Origin of the sequence: Pseudomonas sp. 34 E 7 (genome assembly GCF_900005715.1) — a bacterium.
In the GTDB taxonomy this organism is placed as follows: Bacteria; Pseudomonadota; Gammaproteobacteria; order Pseudomonadales; family Pseudomonadaceae; genus Aquipseudomonas; species Aquipseudomonas orientalis_A.
Map to the genome: position 1 here is coordinate 23,218 of NZ_CVTX01000168.1, position 21,498 is coordinate 44,715.

Genomic DNA, 21,498 nt, shown 5'->3' on the forward strand with positions numbered 1-21,498 from the left:
GCCGATAAAAAAACCCGGATTACCCGCTATCGTTCAGCTACAAGTAAGCTCGGCTTGGGGCATAATGCCGACACTTTCATGACCAATGAGGGATTTTTCTTGTATACCCCTCGCCTTTTTCACCCTCCTCAGCAGTAGGGTCTTATTTTTTATGATCAAATCGTTGCGTTCTGTTTTCCTCGCCGGTGTTCTTCTGCCATTGGCCCTGCATGCCACCGCCGCCCCCGTCAATAACACCCTGCCCCCCAGTGTTGCCCAGGCCCTTCAGAAGGCCAAACTGCAAAATACCGCCCTGTCCCTGGTGATGTTGCCCTTGAACGGCCCCGGTACGCCGACCGTGTTCAATGCCGACGTTTCGGTGAACCCGGCCTCCACCATGAAACTGGTGACGACCTACGCGGCCCTGGAAATGCTCGGCCCCAACCATCAGTGGAAAACCGAGTTCTACACCGACGGCGTACTCAGTGGCGGCGTGTTGCGCGGCAACCTGTATCTCAAGGGCGGCGGCGATCCCAAGCTGAACATGGAGAAACTCTGGCTGTTGATGCGCGACCTGCGCGCCAACGGCGTACAACAGGTCACCGGCGACCTGGTCCTGGATCGCAACTTCTTCCAGCAGCCCCAATTGCCGGAGTTCAATGACGACGGCAACGACGAGAACAAGCCGTTCCTGGTCAAGCCCGATGCCCTGCTGGTGAACCTCAAGGCCCTGCGCTTCGTGACGCGCAATGATGCCGGGCGGGTGATCGTGTCGGTCGAGCCGCCGATTGCGAGCATTCGCATCGACAACCAGGTGAAAGTCTCCAACGCCAAACAGTGCACCGGCGACGTACGCTACAGCCCGGTGACCGCCGCCGATGGCAGTGTGACCGTGACCGTCAGTGGCCAGTTGGCGGACGGTTGCAGTTCGCAGACCTACCTGTCGCTGCTCGACCATGCCACCTATACCGCCGGCGCCGTGCGTGCGATCTGGAAGGAGTTGGGCGGCACCATCCAGGGCCGCGATATCCAGGCGCCGGTGCCCAAGGATGCCAAAGTGTTGGCCCGTGCGTTCTCGCCGGACCTGGCGGAAATCATCCGCGACATCAATAAATACAGTAACAACACCATGGCCCAGCAACTGTTCCTGAGCCTGGGTGCGCAGTTTCGCAACGATGCCGATGGCGACGATGCCAAGGCCGCGCAACGCGTGGTGCGTCAGTGGCTGGCGAAGAAAGGCATTACCGCGCCACACCTGGTGATGGAGAATGGTTCCGGCCTGTCCCGCGCCGAACGAGTCAGCGCCCGTGAGATGGCGGCCATGCTGCAAGCGGCCTGGAAAAGCCCCTACGCCGCCGAATACATCAGCTCGCTGCCGATCGCCGGCACCGACGGCACCATGCGTAAACGCCTGAAGACCACCGCCATGCGCGGTGAAGCCCATGTGAAGACCGGCACCTTGAACACCGTGCGCGCCATCGCCGGGTTCAGCCGCGACAACAATGGCAACACCTGGGCGGTGGTGGCGATTCTCAACGATTCCAAGCCGTGGGGGGCGTCGTCGGTGCTGGACCAGGTGCTGCTTGACCTGTATCGCCAGCCGAAAGCAGTGGCAGCCGCGCCGGTGCTCTAGAGCACCGGTTCAGTCTGTGGGAGCGGGTTCCACCCGGTCCCTGCCCGCCTGTTTGGCGACATAGACAGCCGAATCCGCGCGCAGCAGCAACCCATCGATACCTTCATCGATCCGCCAGCTGGCGACCCCAAAGCTGGCGGTGACGACGCCCACCGGTGCCATCGGCACACTGCGCAACGACTGCCACAACTCCATCGCCAGGCAATAGGCCTGGGCGCTATCGGTATGCGGGCAGAGCACCACGAACTCTTCCCCGCCCAGCCGGCAGAACACGTCGGTGCGGCGCAGGCGCTGGCTGATTCGCTTGCACAGCTCGCGCAATACGTCGTCGCCGATACCATGCCCGTGCTGGTCGTTGATCCGCTTGAAGTGGTCGATATCCAGCATGATCACCGACAGCGCTCCCGATGTGCGGTTCAGGCGCAGCAGTTCGACTTTCATGCGGTCCTGGAAATAGCGACGATTGTGGATGCCGGTCAGGGAGTCGGTGATGGACAGCGTGCGCAATTCGTCTTCCACGCGCTTTAGATCGGAAATATCCGACACATAGCCATGCCACAACGTACCGCCGCCGGGTAATTCTTCCGGGGTCGCTTCGCCACGAATCCAGCGCAGGCCCCGCTGGGGCAACTGCACGCGATATTCTTCGCGCCAATGGCTCAATTGCAGCGCCGACAAGCGTATTGACGCGCGTACCCGCTCGAGGTCCTGGGGGTGAATGCGCTCCAGGATTTTGCCCGCATCCTGCTGCAACACGCCAAGCTCGATTTCATAGATATCGCGCATGCCTTCGCTGGTGTAAATGAAGCGCCAGCGATCGTGGGGCTCCAGCGTGAACTGGAAGATACCGCCAGGTACATGGACACTGAGTTTTTTCAGCAAGCGATCCCGCGCCGCCAAGGCCTCGTAGGCGCGCTTCTGCTCAGTGACATCCAGGTAAATGGCCAGGTGCCCGACCCACAGGCCATGGTCATCCAGCAACACTGTGGCCAGCATATTCACGGTCAAAGGGCTGCCGTCCTCACGCACCAGCGTCCACTCGCGGGCGTCGTGCTGCCTGTCCGGGCTTTCCACCAGCATCGCCTGGCTCGGCGTAATACGCTTGCCCAGCGCCGCGCTCAAACGCGTGGCGCGGGCCTCAAGCTCCGAGGCCAGATGCAGGCTTTCCAGCGTCAGGTGGCCCACCACGTGTTCGCTCTTGAATCCCAGCATCCGTTCGGCGCCGGCATTGAACATGTTGATGACTCCGCGCAAGTCAGTGGCAATGATTGCGACGTGCGTTGCCGCGTCCAGCACACTGCGCAATTGGCCGTGCGCGCCGCGCAGTTCCTGTTCACGCAGGCGCAACTGCGCGGTACGCTGCTCCACCAGTGCCAGCGCCCGCTGGCGTTGGCTGACCAGCACATAGAGCAGAGCCGCGAGCAGCGCACTCAGCAGCACGCCCATGACCAATATGGTGTGGGTCGAAGAATGGTTGGCCTTGTCGAATACCTCGCTGGCGCGCAGGCTCAGCGCGTAGACGTGGTCACCGAGGGTAAGTCGTCGGGCAGCGACAAGATCGCTGTCGCCCGGCACATTGCTCGACGCATACAGCACCCGCTGCTCAGTGTCGGAGGTATCGACGATCTGCATCACCAGGTTATCCCGGCTGGACTTGGGCAAACCCTCGGCCACCAGCTGGCGCATGCTGATCACCGCCATTACATAGCCGTACGGCTGGGGATCGACCGTTTTGCGCACCGGCGCTACCAGCAGCACCCCGGCGGCATACGCCGGCTCCAGGCCCACCAGTTGCATGGGCTGGGACACCGCCGCCTGGCCGCTGGCTTGCGCGCGCTCGACAACCGCGCGCCGCAGGGGTTGGGCAAGCAGGTCAAAACCCATTGGCGAGCCCAACAGACTCTGGGTCTGGCTATATAAAACCGGCACGTATTCATCGCGATCGGACGCCGGCGCCAGCTCGCCTGCCGAATTCAATTCGCGGATGGTGAAAGGTGCGCCACGCTGGCGTGAGATGGTCTGCTCGAACTGGCTGCGCTGATCCCCGGACACTCGCGGCGCCCAGGCATAGGCACGCGCGTGCAACAACAGGGACTGGGCGAAACCGTCAAATTCGGCGCGGGACACCTCGTCGGAATTGACGAAAAAACGCCGCAGGCTATCCAGGCGCAGCTCCTGGTCTTCGAAGCGTTCCTGAATCCGGCTGTAGCGCTCGCTGACCAGCAACTGGAAGCGCTGGCGCACCTGTTGCTGATACAGGTCGGCAGCGGCCCACGCGATGACCAGGGTCAGCGCGCCACCCGTTGCCATTACCACCAATGCCACCAGCCAAGCCGATGCCTGTTCACTGATAAAACCAAGGATTTTCGGGCGTACGGCTTGCATCGGCATAGGCAACACTCACAGCGCCAGCGTGCGGGGTGTCACTTTGGCGGGACGTTAAGTTATAGCCATCCGTCGGGGGTTTGACCAGTGTAAAAAATGCGCACGCTTAATGTGGGAGGGGTTTGCCCTAATACCGTCTGTAGGAGCGAGCTTGCTCGCGAAAAACTCACAGGCACCGCGTTCATTCAGGAAGCACGCTTTATCGTTGACGTTTTTCGCGAGCAAGCTCGCTCCTACCTGACTGGCATTAGGGCTTGCCCCCCCACATTGGCGACTCAGCGTGCGCTGATTTTCCACGCCCGATGGATCTTCGCGTTACGCGCGAAATCCGGGTCGATGGTCTTGTCGCTGATTTCCTCGACCGCATAGCGTTCGCTGAGGTTGTCTTCCAGCTGGAACTTGCGGAAATTGTTCGAGAAGTACAACACGCCCCCCGGCGCCAGGCGCGCCATGGCCAGGTCGAGCAACTGCACGTGGTCACGCTGGACGTCGAAGATGCCTTCCATGCGCTTGGAGTTGGAAAAGGTTGGCGGGTCGATGAAAATCATATCGAACTCGTCACGACTGGCTTCCAGCCACGCCATCACGTCACCCTGTTCCAGGCGGTTCTTGTCGGAAAACCCGTTGAGGGAAAAATTGCGCCGCGCCCAGTCCAGGTAGGTCTTGGACAAATCGACACTGGTGGTGCTGCGCGCGCCGCCCTTGGCTGCGTGCACACTGGCGGTAGCGGTGTAGCAATACAGGTTGAGGAAACGCTTGCCCGCCGCTTCCTTCTGAATGCGCATGCGCATCGGCCGGTGATCAAGGAACAGGCCGGTGTCCAGGTAATCGGTGAGGTTGACCAACAGCTTCACGCCACCTTCGCTGACCTCGGTGAACTTGCCCTGGGCGCTTTGGCGCTCGTATTGCTTGGTGCCGCTCTGGCGCTCGCGACGCTTGACCACCACGCGGCTCTTGTCGACGTTGAGCGCCTGGGGAATCGCCGCGAGCGCGTCAAACATGCGCGCCGAGGCCTTCTCCGGGTCGATGGACTTGGGCGCGGCATATTCCTGCACATGCACCCAATCGTGATACAGGTCGATGGCCATGGAATATTCCGGCATGTCGGCGTCGTACACACGGTAGCAATCCACACCCTCACGCTTGGCCCACTTGCCCAACTGCTTGAGGTTTTTCTGCAGGCGGTTGGCGAACATCTGCCCGCCTTCGCTCAGGCGCGCCTGTTCGACCACCGGGGCCGGCTTGATCGGGTTACCGTTCTTGTTATACTGACGCTCTGCCGGTTCGGTCGGAGCCTGGTCGTAGGCCGCTTGCTCACGCTCGGCCTGGCGCTGCTCCGGGGTGCGACGCTCGCCGGTGACGAACTGATCGGGGTTGACCTTGATCAGCAACAATTTGCACGGCAAGGCGCCGTTCCAGAACGAATACTGTTTGTGGCTGCGAATGCCCATGCGCTTGCCCAGGTCCGGCGCGCCGGTGAACACGGCCGCCTCCCAACCCATGCAGGCCTGGCGCAGACGCTCGCCGAGGTTCTGGTAGAGATACAACAGGCTGGCCTCATCACCCAAACGCTCGCCGTACGGCGGATTGCAGATCACCAGGCCTTTCTGGTTCTGGTCCGGGCGCGGCTCGAACGTGCCGACTTCGCCCTGGTACACCTTGATCCAGTGGCTCAGGCCTGCGCGCTCGATGTTGTTGCGGGCCGGCTGGATCAGGCGCGGATCGGCTTCGTAGCCACGCACCCACAGCGGGGTTTTGTTCATGCCGACAGCGGCACGTTCAGTGGCCTCGGCGTGCAGTTTCTTCCACAGCGCCGGGACGTGCCCGAGCCAGGTGGTGAAGCCCCACAGTTCGCGATTGAGGTTGGGGGCCATGTCGGCGGCGATCATGGCGCCTTCAACCAGGAAGGTGCCGACGCCGCACATCGGGTCGGTCAATGCGCCGCCCTCGGCAGCAATGCGCGGCCAGCCGGCGCGAATCAGGATCGCCGCCGCGAGGTTTTCCTTCAGCGGCGCGGCGCCCTGCTGCAAGCGGTAGCCGCGCTGGTGCAGGCTGTGGCCGGACAGGTCGAGGGACAGGATGGCTTCACTACGGTCCAGGCGCAGGTGGATGCGCAGGTCCGGGTTGATCTTGTCGATGGACGGACGTTCGCCGGTCGGGGTGCGCAGCTTGTCGACAATCGCATCCTTGACCTTGAGCGCGCCGAAGTGGGTGTTGTCGATGCCCGAGCCGTGACCGCTGAACTCCACCGCCAGGCTGCCGTCGCTGACCATGTGGTCGGCCCACTCGATATCCAGCACGCCGTGGTAGAGGTCCTCGGCGTCCTTCATCGGGAAGCGCTTGAGGACCAGCAGCACCCGGTTGGCCAGGCGCGACCAGAGGCACAGGCGGTAGGCGGTTTCCATGTCGGCCATGCCGCGCACGGCCGAGGTGTGCTCGCGGGCCTCCTCAAGGCCAAGCCCGACGGCTTCCTCGATCAGCAGGCCTTCGAGGCCCTTGGGGCAGGTGAGGAAGAGTTCAAAACGGTCCGACATGGGGCATTCCAGGCTTTTCAGCAATAAATGAACGGGCGACGCATCGCCGGCTCGGTTTTCAATCAAGCACTTTTCTTGAAGAGCGCTCGCGTGGCACGAATGTGCCGTTCCACCCCGTCTGCCGGGCCCTCGGGCCTTTATCGACGGTCAGAAAAAGAATTTGAAGCAACAAAAAGAAATATTCCGACCCTTCGTCGAATAATAACCGACTGCAACAGGGGGTCATTCTCACCAAAGGATTAATCACATTTCCTTCGCAGGGCACATCATAGCTGGCTTTGCTTGAAAAAAGGGGCGAAAAGCCATCCCAGCTTATGGCTATAGCATCGTTATCGTTACGTGCTTATGACAAAACGATCATTGAATCCATGTGACCTATTGGTTAGAACTCAACACAGGTTGGCGCCGTAACGACGCCGACACATCGGCTCGCCACGCCGGCAGCGAGCCCACCAACGGCAGAAAAACTCTGCCCGGCCTCAGACGAGGCCGAAGGATATCTAGACAGTCAACAAGTGAGGGAAACACCCTATGAGAAGACTTAAGCGTGATCCGTTGGAAAGAGCATTTTTACGCGGATATCAATATGGCGTTCATGGAAAATCCCGTGAGCTTTGCCCATTTACTCTACCGTCGGTACGCCAAGCCTGGATCAATGGCTGGCGAGAAGGACGTGGCGACAACTGGGACGGTATGACTGGCACTGCGGGCATCCACAGACTCAACGAACTTCACGCCGTCGGCTAATCAGGGCATTTATAATCCGACACATCAACTTGAATAGATAACGACTTAACCACGCACGTCCTATCCGGGCGGCGGGCTTCGGCCCAGGGGCTCCTTCAGGGAGCCCTTTTTATTGCCTGACGATTGCTCAGCGCAACGCGGCGATCGCGTCCACCGATTCGCGAATCAGCGCGGGGCCCTTGTAGATAAAGCCCGAGTACAGTTGCACCAGGCTTGCGCCCGCCGCGATTTTTTCAGCCGCGTGCCTGCCTTCGGTGATTCCGCCCACCGCAATGATCGGCAAGCGCCCCGCCAGTTCGGCGGCCAGCACCTTGACGATATGGGTGCTTTTGTCCCGCACCGGCGCGCCGGACAAACCGCCCGCCTCGTCACCGTGGGCCAGGCCTTCGACGCCCGCACGACTGAGGGTGGTGTTGGTCGCGATCACCGCATCCATGCCCGCGTCCACCAGGGCCTGGGCCACCAGCACGGTCTCTTCATCGCTCATATCGGGCGCGATCTTGATCGCCAACGGCACACGCTTGCCGTGACGCACCGCCAGGTCTTCCTGGCGCTGGCGCAACGCTTCGAGCAGTTGCTTGAGCGAGTCGCCGAACTGCAGGCTGCGCAAACCCGGGGTATTGGGCGAACTGACGTTGACGGTGACGTAGCTGGCGTGGGCGTAGACTTTGTCCAGGCAGATCAGGTAATCGTCCACCGCGCGCTCCACCGGCGTATCGACATTCTTGCCGATGTTGATGCCAAGGATGCCCTTGTACTTCGCCGCCTGAACCCGCGACAACAAATGGTCCACGCCCAGATTGTTGAAACCCATGCGGTTGATGATCGCCTCGGCGTCCGGCAGGCGGAAGATCCGCGGCTTGGGGTTGCCCGGTTGCGCACGAGGCGTCACGGTGCCGATCTCGACAAAACCGAAACCCAACTGCGCAAACCCGTCGATGGCCGCACCGTTCTTGTCCAGACCGGCAGCCAGCCCGACCGGATTGGGAAAGTCGAGTCCCATCACCGACACCGGTACTTTCGCCGCAGCCTTGCATACCAGGCCATTGAGCCCCAGGCGGCCACCGGCGCCGATCAGGTCCAGGGACAGATCGTGGGAGGTTTCCGGGGAGAGTTTGAACAACAGCTGGCGGGCCAGGGTATACATGGGCGGGCTAGACTCGGATGGCGGCGAAAGGTGGCGCGATTATAGCCGGGGAGACGGGCAGCATGCGAGGCGTGCCGCCGACTCGTCAATTACGGTGGGCCATCAAGGCCTCATAACGCGCCCAGACTTTTTCGGCGTATCGCAGGCGCAACGCGTCACGCTGCGCTCCGGCGCCCGGCCCCACATTGTAGGAACCCACCGCCGTCCAGTTGTAGCCGAAACGCTGGACGAACCCGGCAAGAATCGAGGCGCCAACCTCCACCGACAGACATGGCTCGTTCAGCAACCGTTCCTCGGTGATGCCCAGCTCGAGCAAGCGAGGCAAGTGACTGCTGTTGATTTGCATCAAGCCGATATCGTGGGTGCCATTGGCGTTGACCGCGTTGATCGCCTGCGCCCGGTACCCCGACTCCACCGCCGCGATCGCCTGCAGCAACTCCGGCTCGAAGTCGTAGCGACGCGCCACCTCATCCCAGCAGTAGGCCAGGGCCTGGTTGCTGCCCAGCAGCAGGCCGAGGATCAGGCCCCTGCCCCACCGCTTAGACATGGCTGATCTGTCCGCATGCCGCGCACGTGTGCACCACCCGCATCGGCTCAGCGTCTTTTACCTGCACGGGGCAGGTAAAACGATACCCCTTGCCATACACGGTCTTGATAAACCCCTTGTCGGCGCTCAAGTGTTTGCGCAAGGCATAAATGCAACGGGTCAATGACTCATCGGCCACCTCGCCCCTGGGCCAGGCGAGCGCCAACAGGCGGTCCTTGGTCATCAACGTACCGCCGGAGGCCAGCAACAATCGAAGCACGCTGCCCTCTTTGGGCGGCAGTTGAATGTCGGTTTCCCGGCCTGTCAGCCGACCATCGTCATGCAAGGTCCAATCAGCGAAAACAAGGGACTTTGTCGATTCTTCAATCACCACCGCCATAAGGCACCTGCACGTTCGACTGCTGACATTCAATCCATTCTTCCTGTGACGGCCCACTTGCCCGATGCCATGACTATAAAAACCTCCCTCGCGTATCACGTTAGGAAAAGCCCGATTCAATCAGCGTCTTTCAGCGGTTTGCTGTAAGACAATTCGCCTCAACCGGAATACGGCAGCCACTCCTGATACACCTCATGCAGCTCCACCCCTAATCGATCCTCCAACTGCACCAACTCACCCACCGCCATCAGTTGCCCATTGACCCGAACCTCCACGCAATGGATGACTTCGGGTGCCAAAGGCAAGACTTTGCCCGGCGCAAACGCAGCCAGTCGCTTGCGGCTGATCAGTTGCTCCTGCAGCAGTATTTCCAGGTACATGGACTAACGCCTTTATTCAGGGAGAACGCTCGCCGCCCGACCTGACAAACGCACGTTGCACACGTTCATATTGCGCGGCCGTCAACGGCGGCGGCCCGGCCGGGGGCTTCGATTCGTCACGACCCGCTTCCACACGCCATGACGAGATTTCATTGACTTGCTTGGGCACATCCAATTCATCCACCAGTTTTTCGATCAGGCTGACCTGAGCTGGCTTGCCCTTGATCAGGAGGCTGTTGGTGTCCGGATAAGCGATCAGCGTCAGGTTCTTGTCCGCCAGCAGGCCCTTCTGCTCACTGGCCAGCAGGCCTTGGATGACGGAGGCCATGCCCGGCACCGTGACCTTGTTTGCGCCGGTCCCATGCTGCCGATCCTCGACGTGGGTATTGAACACCTGCACCACACCGAAGGCGTGCGCCCCCACACGCAGTTCACTGCGTTGCCGGTCGGTCAATTGCGCCAGCCGCAGCACCTGGCTGACGTAGCTCGGCGGCCCGGACACGTAGAACGTACGCACCCCGCTGTCGCGCAAGGGATAGCGCGATTCATCCATGCCTGTTCGGCGCATGATGCCGCGCAGCCGGTTGACCGAAATGTACCGCAGCGCCACCGCAGAGGTCCTGGCTTCGCTCGCGTTGTAGAGGTACACGGCCTGCCCGTCGCTGTGCCAGATCAGGCCTTCCTGCCCGGCCAGCGTTTCGAGGACCTGTTGCGGCGCGTCAAAATCGAATGTCCCGCTGACACGCTTGGGCGCCGCTTCCCGACTGACCACCACAGGCATCCCCAACGGCACCGACAGCGCCGTGAAAAAACTGTCCAGGCGCTCATCCCTGGCCTGATACGGATCGCCCCGGGCCACATGGCTGACCAGCAACAGCGCGCCCCACAGCAGCATGCTGCCGAGGCGGTGGCGGGTCGTAATGGCGGAATCAGCATGCACCGTGGGTTTTTCCTGGGGAGGAGGACGCAAAAGAGCGGCCATACTGAAAGGCGGGCGAGGTTCAATCATGATGGAAAGCTGATGGCTGCCCCGTGGCATGTGCCTTGCTATGCACTCTCTATCAGGGCGCGCGCCAGCGACGGTGCGGGCCTACGGACAAAGGCGTCGTTTCCCTGTAATGGCCGGTATCGCCATCCGAGGGCGCGACGCTTTTTTTTGCGAGAAAAGGTAGGTGTTGATGAACGATTCGGTCGACGGCAGCCCGGTGAACCCAGCGCTCGCCTGGGTAAACGGCAGTGACGCCCCGGAAAAGAGCAGCCTGGACCTGGGGTTCATGGCCCTGACTGATTGCGCCTCGCTGGTGGTCGCCGCCACCCAGGGGTTTGCGCAACCCTACGGCCTCACACTGAACCTCAAGCGCCAATCGTCCTGGGCCAACTTGCGCGACAAACTGGTCAGCGGTGAGCTGGACGCCGTCCATAGCCTCTACGGCCTGATCTATGCCGTGCACCTGGGCATCGGCGGCGTTGCGCCGAGCCCGATGGCGGTGCTGATGGGGCTCAATCAAAACGGACAGAGCATCAACCTGTCCCGTGGGCTGCAACAGCAGGGCGTGGTCACTCCTGAGGCGCTGGATCGCCACGTGCACCAAAGCCGCACAAAACTCACCTTCGCCCAGACCTTTCCGACAGGCACCCACGCCATGTGGCTGTATTACTGGCTGGCGAGCCAGGGCATCCACCCGCTGCGGGACGTGGACAGTGTGGTAGTGCCCCCGCCGCAGATGGTCGCGCACCTGCAGGCGGGACGCATCGACGGCCTGTGTGTCGGCGAACCCTGGTGCGCCAGCGCCGTCAAGCAGAACCAGGGCTTCACCCTGGCGACCAGCCAGTCGATCTGGCCCAATCATCCGGAAAAAGTCCTGGGTTGTACCCAAGCCTTCGTCGACCAGTACCCCAATACGGCGCGCGTATTGGTGATGGCGATTCTTGAGGCCAGTCGCTTTATCGAAGCGAGCACGCAAAACCGTCGTTCCACCGCCCAACTGCTCAGCGCCCGCGAGTACCTCGACGCACCGCTGGACTGTATCGAGCCACGACTGCTGGGGCACTACGAAGATGGCCTGGGCAACCAGTGGCAGGACCCGCATGCGCTGCGGTTCTTCGCCGATGGCGCGGTCAACCTGCCTTACCTGTGCGACGGTATGTGGTTCATGACCCAGTTCCGCCGTTGGGGCCTGCTGCGCGAAGACCCCGATTACCTGGCCGTCGCCCGCCAGGTGCAACAATTGGATGTGTATCGTCAGGCCGCCAGCGCCGTGGGCGTGCCGACCCATGCCCAGGACATGCGCAGCAGCCAGTTGATCGACGGCAGGATCTGGGACGGCTCCGACCCCGCCGGCTATGCCCGCAGCTTCCGCCTGCACGCCATGGCGGATGACACCAGCCGCCAAGCGCTGCGCTAGGAGCACGAGCATGCTGCGAATCCTGTTGATCAACGACACCCCGCGCAAAGTCGGCCGGCTCAAGGCCGCGCTGACCGAGGCCGGCTTTGAGGTGATCGATGAATCCGGCCTGACCATCGACTTGCCCGCACGCGTCGAAACAGTGCGCCCCGACGTGATCCTGATCGATACCGAGTCACCCGGCCGCGATGTGATGGAACAAGTGGTGCTGGTCAGCCGGGACCAGCCCCGCCCTATCGTGATGTTCACCGATGAACATGACCCGACTGTCATGCGCCAGGCGATCAAGTCCGGGGTCAGTGCCTATATTGTCGAAGGCATCCAGGCCCAGCGCCTGCAACCGATCCTCGAGGTGGCCATGGCGCGCTTTGAAAGCGACCAGGCCCTGCGTGCCCAGCTGCACGCCCGCGATCAACAGTTGGCGGAACGCAAGCGCATCGAGCTGGCCAAGGGTCTGCTGATGAAAATGAAGGACTGCAATGAGGAAGAGGCCTACACCCTCATGCGCCGTCAGGCCATGAGCCGACAGCAGAAACTGATTCAGGTGGCCGAACAGATTATTGCCATGAGCGAATTGCTCGGCTGATCTGGCGCGGCTCTTGCTAAAGAACCGTTACAGGTAGCCAACGGCGGTTGCCCCATCAACGACAAAGACGTCGCACACCCGGTTTGCCCTCGCGAACCCGGTGGCGGCGTTTTTTTTCGTTTCGGCCCCAGCGCATGGAGCCACCAGGTCTTCCGACAAGCCCCCCCAACCGTTGAGGTGCGTGATGAAATCAAGCTTCTGGAAATCCGGGCACACCCCGACCCTGTTTGCCGCGTTCCTGTATTTCGACCTGAGTTTCATGGTCTGGTACCTGCTGGGCCCCCTGGCGGTACAGATTGCCGCCGACTTGCACCTGAGCACTCAACAGCGCGGGCTGGTCGTCGCCACGCCGATCCTGGCGGGCGCGGTGCTGCGCTTTCTCATGGGCATGCTGGCCGACAAGCTGTCGCCCAAGACCGCCGGGCTGATTGGCCAGGTGATAGTCATCGTGGCGTTGTTCTGCGCCTGGAAACTGGGCATTCACAGCTACGAGCAAGCCCTGTTGCTGGGCATGTTCCTGGGCATGGCCGGTGCCTCTTTTGCCGTCGCCCTGCCGCTGGCCTCGCAATGGTATCCGGCCGAGCACCAGGGCAAAGCCATGGGCATCGCCGGCGCCGGCAATTCCGGCACCGTATTTGCCGCCTTGCTGGCACCGGTACTGGCGGCGGCCTTTGGCTGGAGCAATGTATTCGGCTTCGCCTTGATTCCGCTGATTCTCACCCTGATCGTGTTCGCCTGGCTCGCGCGCAATGCCCCGCAACGCCCGAAAGCCAAGGCGATGGCCGACTATTTCAAGGCCCTGGGTGATCGCGACAGTTGGTGGTTCATGTTCTTCTACAGCGTGACCTTTGGCGGCTTTATCGGCCTGGCCAGCGCCCTGCCCGGCTACTTCAACGACCAGTACGGCCTGAGCCCGGTGACCGCCGGCTACTACACCGCGGCCTGTGTCTTCGGCGGCAGCCTGATGCGCCCGCTGGGCGGCGCCCTGGCGGACCGTTTCGGCGGGATCAAGACCCTGCTCGGCATGTACAGCGTGGCCGTGATCTGCATTGCGGCGGTGGGTTTCAACCTGCCCAGTTCTTACGCCGCGCTGGCGCTTTTCGTCTGCACCATGCTCGGCCTCGGCGCCGGCAATGGCGCGGTATTCCAGCTGGTGCCCCAGCGTTTTCGCAGTGAGATCGGCGTGATGACCGGCTTGATCGGCATGGCCGGCGGCATCGGCGGTTTTGCGCTGGCCGCCGGCATGGGCGCGATCAAACAGAGTACCGGTAGTTACCAGCTGGCCCTGTGGTTGTTCGCCAGCCTCGGCGTACTGGCCTGGTTTGGCCTGCACGGCGTCAAACGCCGCTGGAGAACCACCTGGGGTTCGGCCGCCGTGACCGCCGCCCGCGTCTGATGAGCCTGCAACTGAGCATCGCCCAGGCCAGTGCGATTGGCCCCAGGGCAGAAAACCAGGACGCGTTGCGGGTGGTCACGCCCAGGGCGGAGCTGGCTGCGAGCAAAGGCTACCTGTGCGCATTGGCCGACGGCGTCAGCCAATGCGCCGATGGTGGCCTGGCCGCGCGCTCGACCTTGCAGGCGCTGGCCCTGGACTACTACGCCACGCCGCAGACCTGGGGCGTGGCCCAGGCGCTGGAACGCTTACTGGTCGCGCAGAACCGCTGGCTGCAAGCCAATGGCGGCGGTCAGCCGCTGCTGACCACCCTCAGCGCCCTGGTCTTTCGCGGTCGGCGTTTCACCCTCGCCCACGTCGGCGATTGCCGCGCCTATCGCTGGCTGGACGGCGAGCTGCAGCGCATCAGCGAAGACCATGTGTGGGACCAACCGGGCATGCAGCATGTGCTCAAGCGCGCCCTTGGCCTGGACCAGCACCTGGTACTGGACTTTCTCGATGGCGAACTGCGCGCAGGCGAATGCTTCCTGCTGCTCAGCGACGGGGTCTGGGCGACGTTGGGCGACCACAGCATCCGCGCGATTCTGCGCGAGCAGACCGACCTGGACCTGGCGGTCAACACCCTGGTCAATGCCGCGCATTTGGCCGGAAGCCAGGACAATGCCAGCGCCTTGCTGGTGCGCATCGATGCCCTCGGCGCCGCCACACTGGGCGACGCGCTGGTGCAGTTGCAGCAGTGGCCGCTGCCGCCACCGCTCAAGGCCGGGCAACATTTTGAGGGTTGGCAGGTGCACAGCCTGCTGGCGCAGAGCCGACAGTCGTTGCTGTATCGGGTACGGGATGATCAGCAGCGACCCTGGCTGCTGAAAACCCTGGCATCAAGCCGCGACAACGACACTGACGCCGCCCAGGCCCTGCTCTCGGAAGAATGGTTTCTGCGCCGGGTCGCCGGCCGCGCGTTCCCTGAAGTGCATGCCGCCGGTGAGCGCCAGCATTTGTACTACGTGATGCGCGAATACCCGGGGCAAACCCTCGCCGAACTGTTCAAGCGCCAGGGCCCGTTGCCCCTGGCGCAATGGCAGTCCATCGCCGAGCGCTTGCTGCGCGCGGTCGGCCTGCTGCACCGGCGGCAGATCCTGCACCGCGATATCAAGCCGGAAAACCTGTTGCTGGGGGACGACGGCGAACTGCGCGTGCTGGATTTCGGCCTGGCCTACTGCCCGGGGCTGTCGCAAGACCCTGCCGGCGCACTGCCCGGCACCCCGAGTTTTATCGCCCCGGAGTCGTTCAACGGTGAACGTCCTACCCCACAGCAGGATTTGTACAGCGTCGGCGTCACCCTCTATTACCTGCTGACCGGCCACTATCCCTACGGCGAGATCGAAGCCTTCCAACGCCCGCGCTTCACCCAAGCGGTCAGCGCCAGCCGCTACCGTCCCGATGTGCCGGACTGGCTGCCCGCAAGCCTGGAACGCGCCGTGGCCGCACAACCGCAGCAGCGCTATGAGACCGCCGAAGAATGGCTGCTGGTGCTGGAACAGGCCGACCGGTGCGAGTTGAGCGTGCGCCCGCGCCCTTTGCTGGAGCGTGAACCGCTCAAGGTCTGGCAAGCGCTGGCGACCACTTCGCTGCTGATCAATCTGGTGCTGCTGTTCTGCCTATTGCACCACTAACGGGCAGATCCTGCGGCCCTATGGGTTTAAAACTCAATAAAACCGGGGATATCGACACTTGGCACAGCGGCTGCATCAGCTTGCCCAACAACCCACATATAGCCGCGCCTTCAACGTCGAAGGATCGAGCTTCCCGAGAGAACGGGACCAGGACAAAGGCGTCCTCGCTAGGTAACTAGCGGGGACGCCTTTTTTTGTTTGCGCGTGATTGGTCGGAGAGCGACATGAAAAAACTCAAACTGGTGATGATCGGCAACGGCATGGCCGGGGTTCGTACCCTGGAAGAATTGCTCAAGCTCAGCAGCGACCTGTATGACATCACGGTGTTCGGCGCCGAGCCCCACACCAACTACAACCGCATCCTGCTTTCACCGGTGCTGGCCGGCGAGCAGACCTTCGAAGAGATCGTGCTCAACGACCTGGACTGGTACCTCGACAACCACGTCAAGCTGCTGCTCAACCGCAAAGTGGTGCAGATCGATCGGGTCAAGCGCCGCGTCATCGCCGAAGACGGCACCGCAGCCGAATACGATCGCCTGCTGATCGCCACCGGCTCCACGCCGTTTATCCTGCCGATCCCTGGCAACACCTTGCAGGGCGTGATCGGCTACCGCGATATCGCCGACACCCAGGCCATGATCGACACCGCCAAAACCCATAAACACGCGGTGGTCATCGGCGGCGGGCTGCTCGGCCTGGAAGCGGCCAACGGCCTGATGCTGCGCGGCATGCGCGTGACCGTGGTGCACATCGGTGAATGGCTGCTGGAACGGCAACTGGACAAGACCAGTGGCCAGCTGCTGCAAACCGAGCTGGAAAGCCGCGGCCTGGTGTTTCGCCTGTGCGAACAGACCCAGGCCCTGCACGACGCCGGCAACGGCCGCGTCGGTTCGGTGCAGTTCAAGAACGGTGACATCATCCCTGCCGACCTGGTGGTCATGGCCGCCGGTATCCGCCCCAACACCGAACTGGCGGAAAAGTCCGGCATCCCCTGCAACCGAGGGATTCTGGTCAACGACACGATGCAAACCTACGACCCGCGCATCTATGCCATCGGTGAATGCGCCAGCCACCGTGGGATCGCCTACGGCCTGGTCGCGCCGCTGTTCGAACAAGCCAAGGTGTGCGCCAACCACCTCGCCCAGTTGGGCTTCGCCACCTATAAAGGTTCTGTCACCTCCACCAAGCTCAAAGTCACCGGCATTGACCTGTTCTCCGCAGGCGACTTCATGGGCGGCGAAGGCACTGAGACCATCACCCTCTCCGACCCCATCGGCGGGGTGTACAAGAAACTGGTGATCAAGGATGACATCCTGGTCGGCGCCTGCCTGTACGGCGATACCGCAGACGGCGGTTGGTATTTCCGCCAGATCCGTGAGAACCACGCGATTGGCGAGATTCGCGATCACTTGATGTTTGGCGAAAATGCGCTGGGCGACGTCGGCCACCAAGGGCAGGACAAGGCCATGAGCATGGCCGACAGCGCCGAAGTCTGCGGCTGCAACGGCGTGTGCAAGGGCACTATCGTAAAAGCGATCCAGGAACAGGGGCTGTTCAGCGTCGATGACGTGAAGAAGCACACCAAGGCGGCCAGCTCTTGTGGGTCCTGCGTGGGGCTGGTGGAACAGATTCTGATCAACACCGTGGGCGGGGCCGCCGACGTCAAGCCCAAGAGCGAAAAAGCCATCTGCGGTTGCAGCGACCTCAACCACGGGCAGATCCGCCAGGCCATCCGCGAGCAGCACCTGCTGACCATCGCCGGCACCATGAGCTACCTGAACTGGCGCACGCCCAACGGTTGCGCCACCTGCCGTCCGGCGCTGAACTATTACCTGATCTCGACCTGGCCGGGCGAGGCCAGGGACGACCCGCAATCGCGCCTGATCAACGAGCGCGCCCACGCCAACATTCAGAAAGACGGCACCTATTCGGTGGTCCCGCGCATGTGGGGCGGCGTGACCAATCCGTCGGAACTGCGCCGCATCGCCGACGTGGCCGACAAGTACAACGTGCCGATGGTCAAGGTGACCGGCGGCCAGCGCATCGACTTGCTCGGCATCAAGAAGCAGGACCTGCCCGGCGTGTGGAAGGACCTCGACATGCCGTCCGGGCACGCCTACGGCAAATCCATCCGGACCGTGAAGACCTGCGTGGGCAGCGAGTTCTGCCGCTTCGGTACACAAAACTCCACACAATTGGGCATTGAGCTGGAGCATGACCTGTTCAACATGTGGTCACCGCACAAGGTCAAGCTGGCGGTGTCCGGCTGCCCACGCAACTGCTCGGAAGCAGGCATCAAGGACGTCGGAATTATTGGTGTGGACTCAGGCTGGGAGATGTATATCGGCGGCAACGGCGGGATCAAGACCGAAGTCGCGGAGTTCTTCGTCAAGCTCAAGACCGCCGAAGAGGTGCGCGAATACAACGGCGCATTCCTGCAACTGTACCGCGAAGAAGCCTTCTACCTGGAGCGCACCGTGCACTACCTGCAGCGGGTCGGCATGGACCATATCAAGAAAGCCGTGCTGGAAGATCCGGCCCGGCGCCAGGCCCTCAACGAGCGCCTGCAGTTTTCCCTGTCGTTCGAGCAGGACCCCTGGAAAGAACGTCTGGAACAGCCGCTGCTGAAAAAAGAATTCGATGTGATCCCGGTCAAGCAATTGGAGGTGCCGGCATGAACTGGCTGGATATCTGCGCCCTGGAAGAAATCAACACCCTGGGCTCGCGCATCATCAACGGGCCCAAGGGCGACATTGCGATTTTTCGCACCAGCGACGATGAAGTGTTCGCACTCGATGACCGTTGCCCGCACAAAGGCGGGCCGCTGTCCCAGGGCTTGATCTATGGCAAACGCGTGGCCTGCCCGCTGCACAACTGGCAGATCGACCTGGCGTCCGGCGAAGCCCAGGCGCCGGATATCGGTTGCGCCCATCATCACCTCGCCCGCGTGGAAAACGGCCGAGTGATGCTGGCCCTGCGGGATGCAGGGTGATGAACCGCGAGGTCACGGCGTCCACCTGCTGTTATTGCGGGGTGGGCTGCGGCGTGCTGATCGAGCATGACGGCACCCGCATCCTCGGCGTGCAAGGCGACCCGCACCACCCGGCCAACTTCGGCAAACTGTGCAGCAAGGGCGCCAGCCTGCACCTGACCGGAGACCTCGACGCCCGTGCCTTGTACCCCGAGTTGCGTCTAGGCAAAGACCTGGCCCGCGCCCGCACCGACTGGGACACCGCCCTGGAACATGCGGCCAACGTATTCGCCCGCACCATTGCCGAACACGGCCCCGACAGCGTGGCGTTCTACATCTCCGGGCAACTGCTGACCGAGGACTACTACAGTTTCAACAAACTGGCGCGGGCGCTGGTCGGCACCAACAATATCGATAGCAACTCACGGCTGTGCATGTCCTCGGCAGTCGTGGGCTACAAACGTAGCCTTGGCGCCGATGCGCCACCGTGCAGCTATGAAGACCTGGAAACCAGCGACTGTGTGATGATCGTCGGCAGCAACATGGCCTACGCGCACCCGGTACTGTTCCGACGCCTGGAAGAGGCCAAGGCGCGACGGCCGCAGATGAAAGTGGTGGTGATCGACCCACGGCGTACCGACACCTGCGACCTGGCCGACCTGCACCTGGCGATCCTGCCGGGCACGGATGTCGCGCTGTTCCATGGAATTTTGCATCTGTTGTTGTGGGAAGACTGGATCGACCGCGAGTTCATTCACGCCCATACCGACGGCCTGGCAGCGCTCAAACGCCTGGTGCATGACTACACGCCGCAAATGGTCACGCAACTGTGCGGCATCAGCGTCGAGCAGTTGCGCCTGTGCGCACAGTGGGTGGGCACCTCCAGCAGCTTCTTGTCGCTGTGGTGCATGGGCCTTAACCAATCCACCGCAGGCAGTGCGAAAAACAGCGCGCTGATCAACCTGCACCTGGCCACCGGTACGATTGGCCGCCCAGGCTGCGGGCCGTTTTCCCTGACCGGTCAACCCAATGCCATGGGCGGGCGCGAGACCGGCAGCCTGTCGAACCTGCTGCCTGGGCACCGCGACGCCGCCAACCCCGAACACCGCGCAGCAGTAGCCGCGTACTGGGGTGTCGATCAACTGCCGGCAACCACCGGCCTCACGGCGATCGAATTGTTTGAACAGGTGCAGGCGGGCAAGATCAAGGCGCTGTGGATCGCCTGCACCAACCCCGCCCAATCATTGCCGGACCAGAATGCAGTGCGTGCAGCCCTGGCGGCGTGTCCGTTCGTGGTGTTGCAGGAGGCCTTTCGAACCACCGAAACCGCCGCCTACGCCGACCTGCTGCTGCCCGCCGCCAGTTGGGGTGAAAAAGAAGGCACGGTGACCAACTCCGAACGGCGTATCTCCCACGTGCGTCGCGCCATCCCCCCACCGGGCGAAGCGCGACCGGACTGGGCGATTACCGTGGATTTCGCGCAGCGCCTGGAGCGCCGTCTGCGGCCGGGGCTGGACAGCCTGTTTGCCTTTGAGCAACCGGCGCAGATCTTTGACGAGTTCAAGCTATTGACTCAAGCGCGCGACCTGGATTTTTCAGGCCTCAGCCACGCCCTGCTTGACCGGCTCGGCCCGCAACAGTGGCCGTTTCCCATGGGCGCACAGGCCGGGACGCCACGCCTCTACGTCGACGGGATTTTCCCCACCGATAATGGCCGCGCGCAGTTTGTTGCCGATCCCTATCGCGCCGCCAGGGAGCAGCGTGACGCACGCTTTCCCCTGACCCTGATTACCGGTCGTCTGCGCGACCAGTGGCACGGCATGAGTCGCACCGGCACGGCGGCGCAGTTGTTCGGGCATGTCAGCGAAGCGCTGCTGAGCCTGCACCCGGACGAGTTGCGCCGTCACCGCTTCAAGGAAGGCGACCTGGTCAACCTGAAAAGCCGTCGAGGCAATCTGGTGGTCGCGGTCACCGGCGATGACAGCGTGCGCCCCGGTCAAGCGTTCCTGCCGATGCATTGGGGCGACCGTTTTCTCAAAGGTGGCGTGAATGTGCTCACCCAACCGGCGTTCGATCCGTTGTCGAAACAGCCGGAACTCAAACACAGCGGTGTGCGCCTGGAAGCGGTGCAACTGCCGTGGCAGCTGTTTGCGCTGATCGAAGGAGACGTGCAACGACACTTCGCCGCCCTGCGCCCGCTGTGCGAAGCATTTGCCTACGTCAGTTTGAGCCTGACAGGACGCGAACGGCCTGCGCTACTGGTGCGTGCAGCCCATACCGAGGCGCCCGACCTGCAGATACTGACCCGCATCGACCAGTTGCTGGGCCTGCATGACGGTCCGGTGATGGCCTACGACGACCCGCGCCGCTCTATCGGCAAGCGCGTGAAAATCGAACAGGGCCGCATTACGGCGGTTCGCCTGGCCGGTGAAACCCTGGCCCGGCATTGGCTGCAAAGCCTGTGGCTGGAGGGCCGCACCGACGATCAACTGCGTCGCTGGCTGTTGGCGCCACTGAGCGCCCCACCGGGGGGAGCGGCGGCCGGCAGCAAGGTCCTGTGCAATTGCAAGAATGTAAGCGAAAACGCGGTGTGCGCCGGGATTGCCCGTGGCCTTGACCTGGCCGGGCTCAAACAGCAACTGGGATGCGGCACGCAATGCGGCTCCTGCGTGCCGGAAATCAAACGTCTGCTGGCCGTCGGCCCGCAGCCAATCGCAATCAGTGTGTGAGGGGAACAAC

At 62.5% G+C, this 21,498-nt stretch carries 15 protein-coding genes and 1 pseudogene; 9 read left to right on the forward strand and 7 right to left on the reverse strand.

Going from position 1 to position 21,498, the window contains the following annotated elements:
* Positions 1 to 151 precede the first annotated feature (151 nt).
* Complete coding sequence (dacB, locus tag BFP96_RS22050; RefSeq protein ID WP_065887863.1) at positions 152 to 1,612, forward strand: D-alanyl-D-alanine carboxypeptidase/D-alanyl-D-alanine endopeptidase; 1,461 nt, start codon at positions 152 to 154, stop codon at positions 1,610 to 1,612.
* A 9-nt stretch (positions 1,613 to 1,621) separates the two neighbouring features.
* Here the strand turns inward: dacB and BFP96_RS22055 are convergent, their stop codons facing one another.
* Together BFP96_RS22055 and rlmKL are read right to left on the reverse strand one after the other, a co-directional pair.
* Positions 1,622 to 4,003, reverse strand: coding sequence for a sensor domain-containing diguanylate cyclase (locus tag BFP96_RS22055; RefSeq protein WP_065892351.1), 2,382 nt, complete (start codon positions 4,001 to 4,003; stop codon positions 1,622 to 1,624).
* Positions 4,004 to 4,272: 269 nt separating this feature from the next.
* Positions 4,273 to 6,531: a bifunctional 23S rRNA (guanine(2069)-N(7))-methyltransferase RlmK/23S rRNA (guanine(2445)-N(2))-methyltransferase RlmL gene (gene rlmKL / locus BFP96_RS22060; protein WP_065937011.1), complete on the reverse strand. Its 2,259-nt coding sequence runs from the start codon at positions 6,529 to 6,531 to the stop codon at positions 4,273 to 4,275.
* 531 nt (positions 6,532 to 7,062) lie between these two features.
* Here rlmKL and rmf point away from each other — a divergent pair.
* Positions 7,063 to 7,278 carry a ribosome modulation factor gene (gene rmf / locus BFP96_RS29515; RefSeq protein ID WP_002553055.1) on the forward strand — a complete coding sequence of 72 codons (216 nt, stop codon included), beginning with the start codon at positions 7,063 to 7,065 and terminating at the stop codon, positions 7,276 to 7,278.
* A 127-nt stretch (positions 7,279 to 7,405) separates the two neighbouring features.
* On the opposite strand, the gene BFP96_RS22065 is transcribed toward rmf, so the two are convergent.
* The 5 genes and pseudogenes from BFP96_RS22065 to BFP96_RS22085 form a co-directional block, all read right to left on the reverse strand.
* On the reverse strand, positions 7,406 to 8,425 hold the full coding sequence (locus tag BFP96_RS22065; protein WP_065898153.1) for a quinone-dependent dihydroorotate dehydrogenase: 1,020 nt from the start codon (positions 8,423 to 8,425) through the stop codon (positions 7,406 to 7,408).
* Between the two features lie 85 nt (positions 8,426 to 8,510).
* Positions 8,511 to 8,972 carry a transglycosylase SLT domain-containing protein gene (locus BFP96_RS22070; protein ID WP_065937012.1) on the reverse strand — a complete coding sequence of 154 codons (462 nt, stop codon included), beginning with the start codon at positions 8,970 to 8,972 and terminating at the stop codon, positions 8,511 to 8,513.
* On the reverse strand, positions 8,965 to 9,351 hold the full coding sequence (locus tag BFP96_RS22075) for a winged helix-turn-helix domain-containing protein (RefSeq protein ID WP_065937013.1): 387 nt from the start codon (positions 9,349 to 9,351) through the stop codon (positions 8,965 to 8,967). Before BFP96_RS22075 ends, BFP96_RS22070 begins: the two co-directional genes overlap by 8 nt.
* A 158-nt stretch (positions 9,352 to 9,509) precedes the next feature.
* Positions 9,510 to 9,731, reverse strand: coding sequence for a FliM/FliN family flagellar motor switch protein (locus BFP96_RS22080; RefSeq protein ID WP_065887857.1), 222 nt, complete (start codon positions 9,729 to 9,731; stop codon positions 9,510 to 9,512).
* Between the two features lie 106 nt (positions 9,732 to 9,837).
* Positions 9,838 to 10,626, reverse strand: a pseudogene (locus tag BFP96_RS22085) (secretin N-terminal domain-containing protein); the annotation flags it as partial.
* 283 nt (positions 10,627 to 10,909) lie between these two features.
* On the opposite strand from BFP96_RS22085, the gene BFP96_RS22090 reads away from it, so the two are divergent.
* From BFP96_RS22090 to BFP96_RS22120, 7 genes are all read left to right on the forward strand, one after another.
* The gene (locus BFP96_RS22090) at positions 10,910 to 12,136 is read left to right on the forward strand and encodes a CmpA/NrtA family ABC transporter substrate-binding protein (RefSeq protein WP_065937014.1); all 1,227 of its coding nucleotides are present in this window, start codon (positions 10,910 to 10,912) and stop codon (positions 12,134 to 12,136) included.
* Between the two features lie 10 nt (positions 12,137 to 12,146).
* Positions 12,147 to 12,722 (forward strand): ANTAR domain-containing response regulator, encoded by a 576-nt coding sequence (locus BFP96_RS22095; protein ID WP_065887855.1) that lies wholly within the window; start codon positions 12,147 to 12,149, stop codon positions 12,720 to 12,722.
* A 184-nt stretch (positions 12,723 to 12,906) separates the two neighbouring features.
* A complete protein-coding gene (locus tag BFP96_RS22100; RefSeq protein WP_065887854.1) occupies positions 12,907 to 14,118 on the forward strand; it encodes a nitrate/nitrite transporter in 1,212 nt (403 codons plus the stop codon).
* Positions 14,118 to 15,788: a bifunctional protein-serine/threonine kinase/phosphatase gene (locus tag BFP96_RS22105; RefSeq protein WP_065937015.1), complete on the forward strand. Its 1,671-nt coding sequence runs from the start codon at positions 14,118 to 14,120 to the stop codon at positions 15,786 to 15,788. The genes BFP96_RS22100 and BFP96_RS22105 overlap by 1 nt, the downstream gene beginning before the upstream one ends.
* A 224-nt stretch (positions 15,789 to 16,012) precedes the next feature.
* Positions 16,013 to 18,466 (forward strand): nitrite reductase large subunit NirB, encoded by a 2,454-nt coding sequence (gene nirB / locus BFP96_RS22110; RefSeq protein WP_065937016.1) that lies wholly within the window; start codon positions 16,013 to 16,015, stop codon positions 18,464 to 18,466.
* Positions 18,463 to 18,780 (forward strand): nitrite reductase small subunit NirD, encoded by a 318-nt coding sequence (gene nirD, locus BFP96_RS22115; protein ID WP_065887851.1) that lies wholly within the window; start codon positions 18,463 to 18,465, stop codon positions 18,778 to 18,780. Before nirB ends, nirD begins: the two co-directional genes overlap by 4 nt.
* Positions 18,780 to 21,488 (forward strand): nitrate reductase, encoded by a 2,709-nt coding sequence (locus BFP96_RS22120; protein WP_065937017.1) that lies wholly within the window; start codon positions 18,780 to 18,782, stop codon positions 21,486 to 21,488. The genes nirD and BFP96_RS22120 overlap by 1 nt, the downstream gene beginning before the upstream one ends.
* Positions 21,489 to 21,498 lie beyond the last annotated feature (10 nt).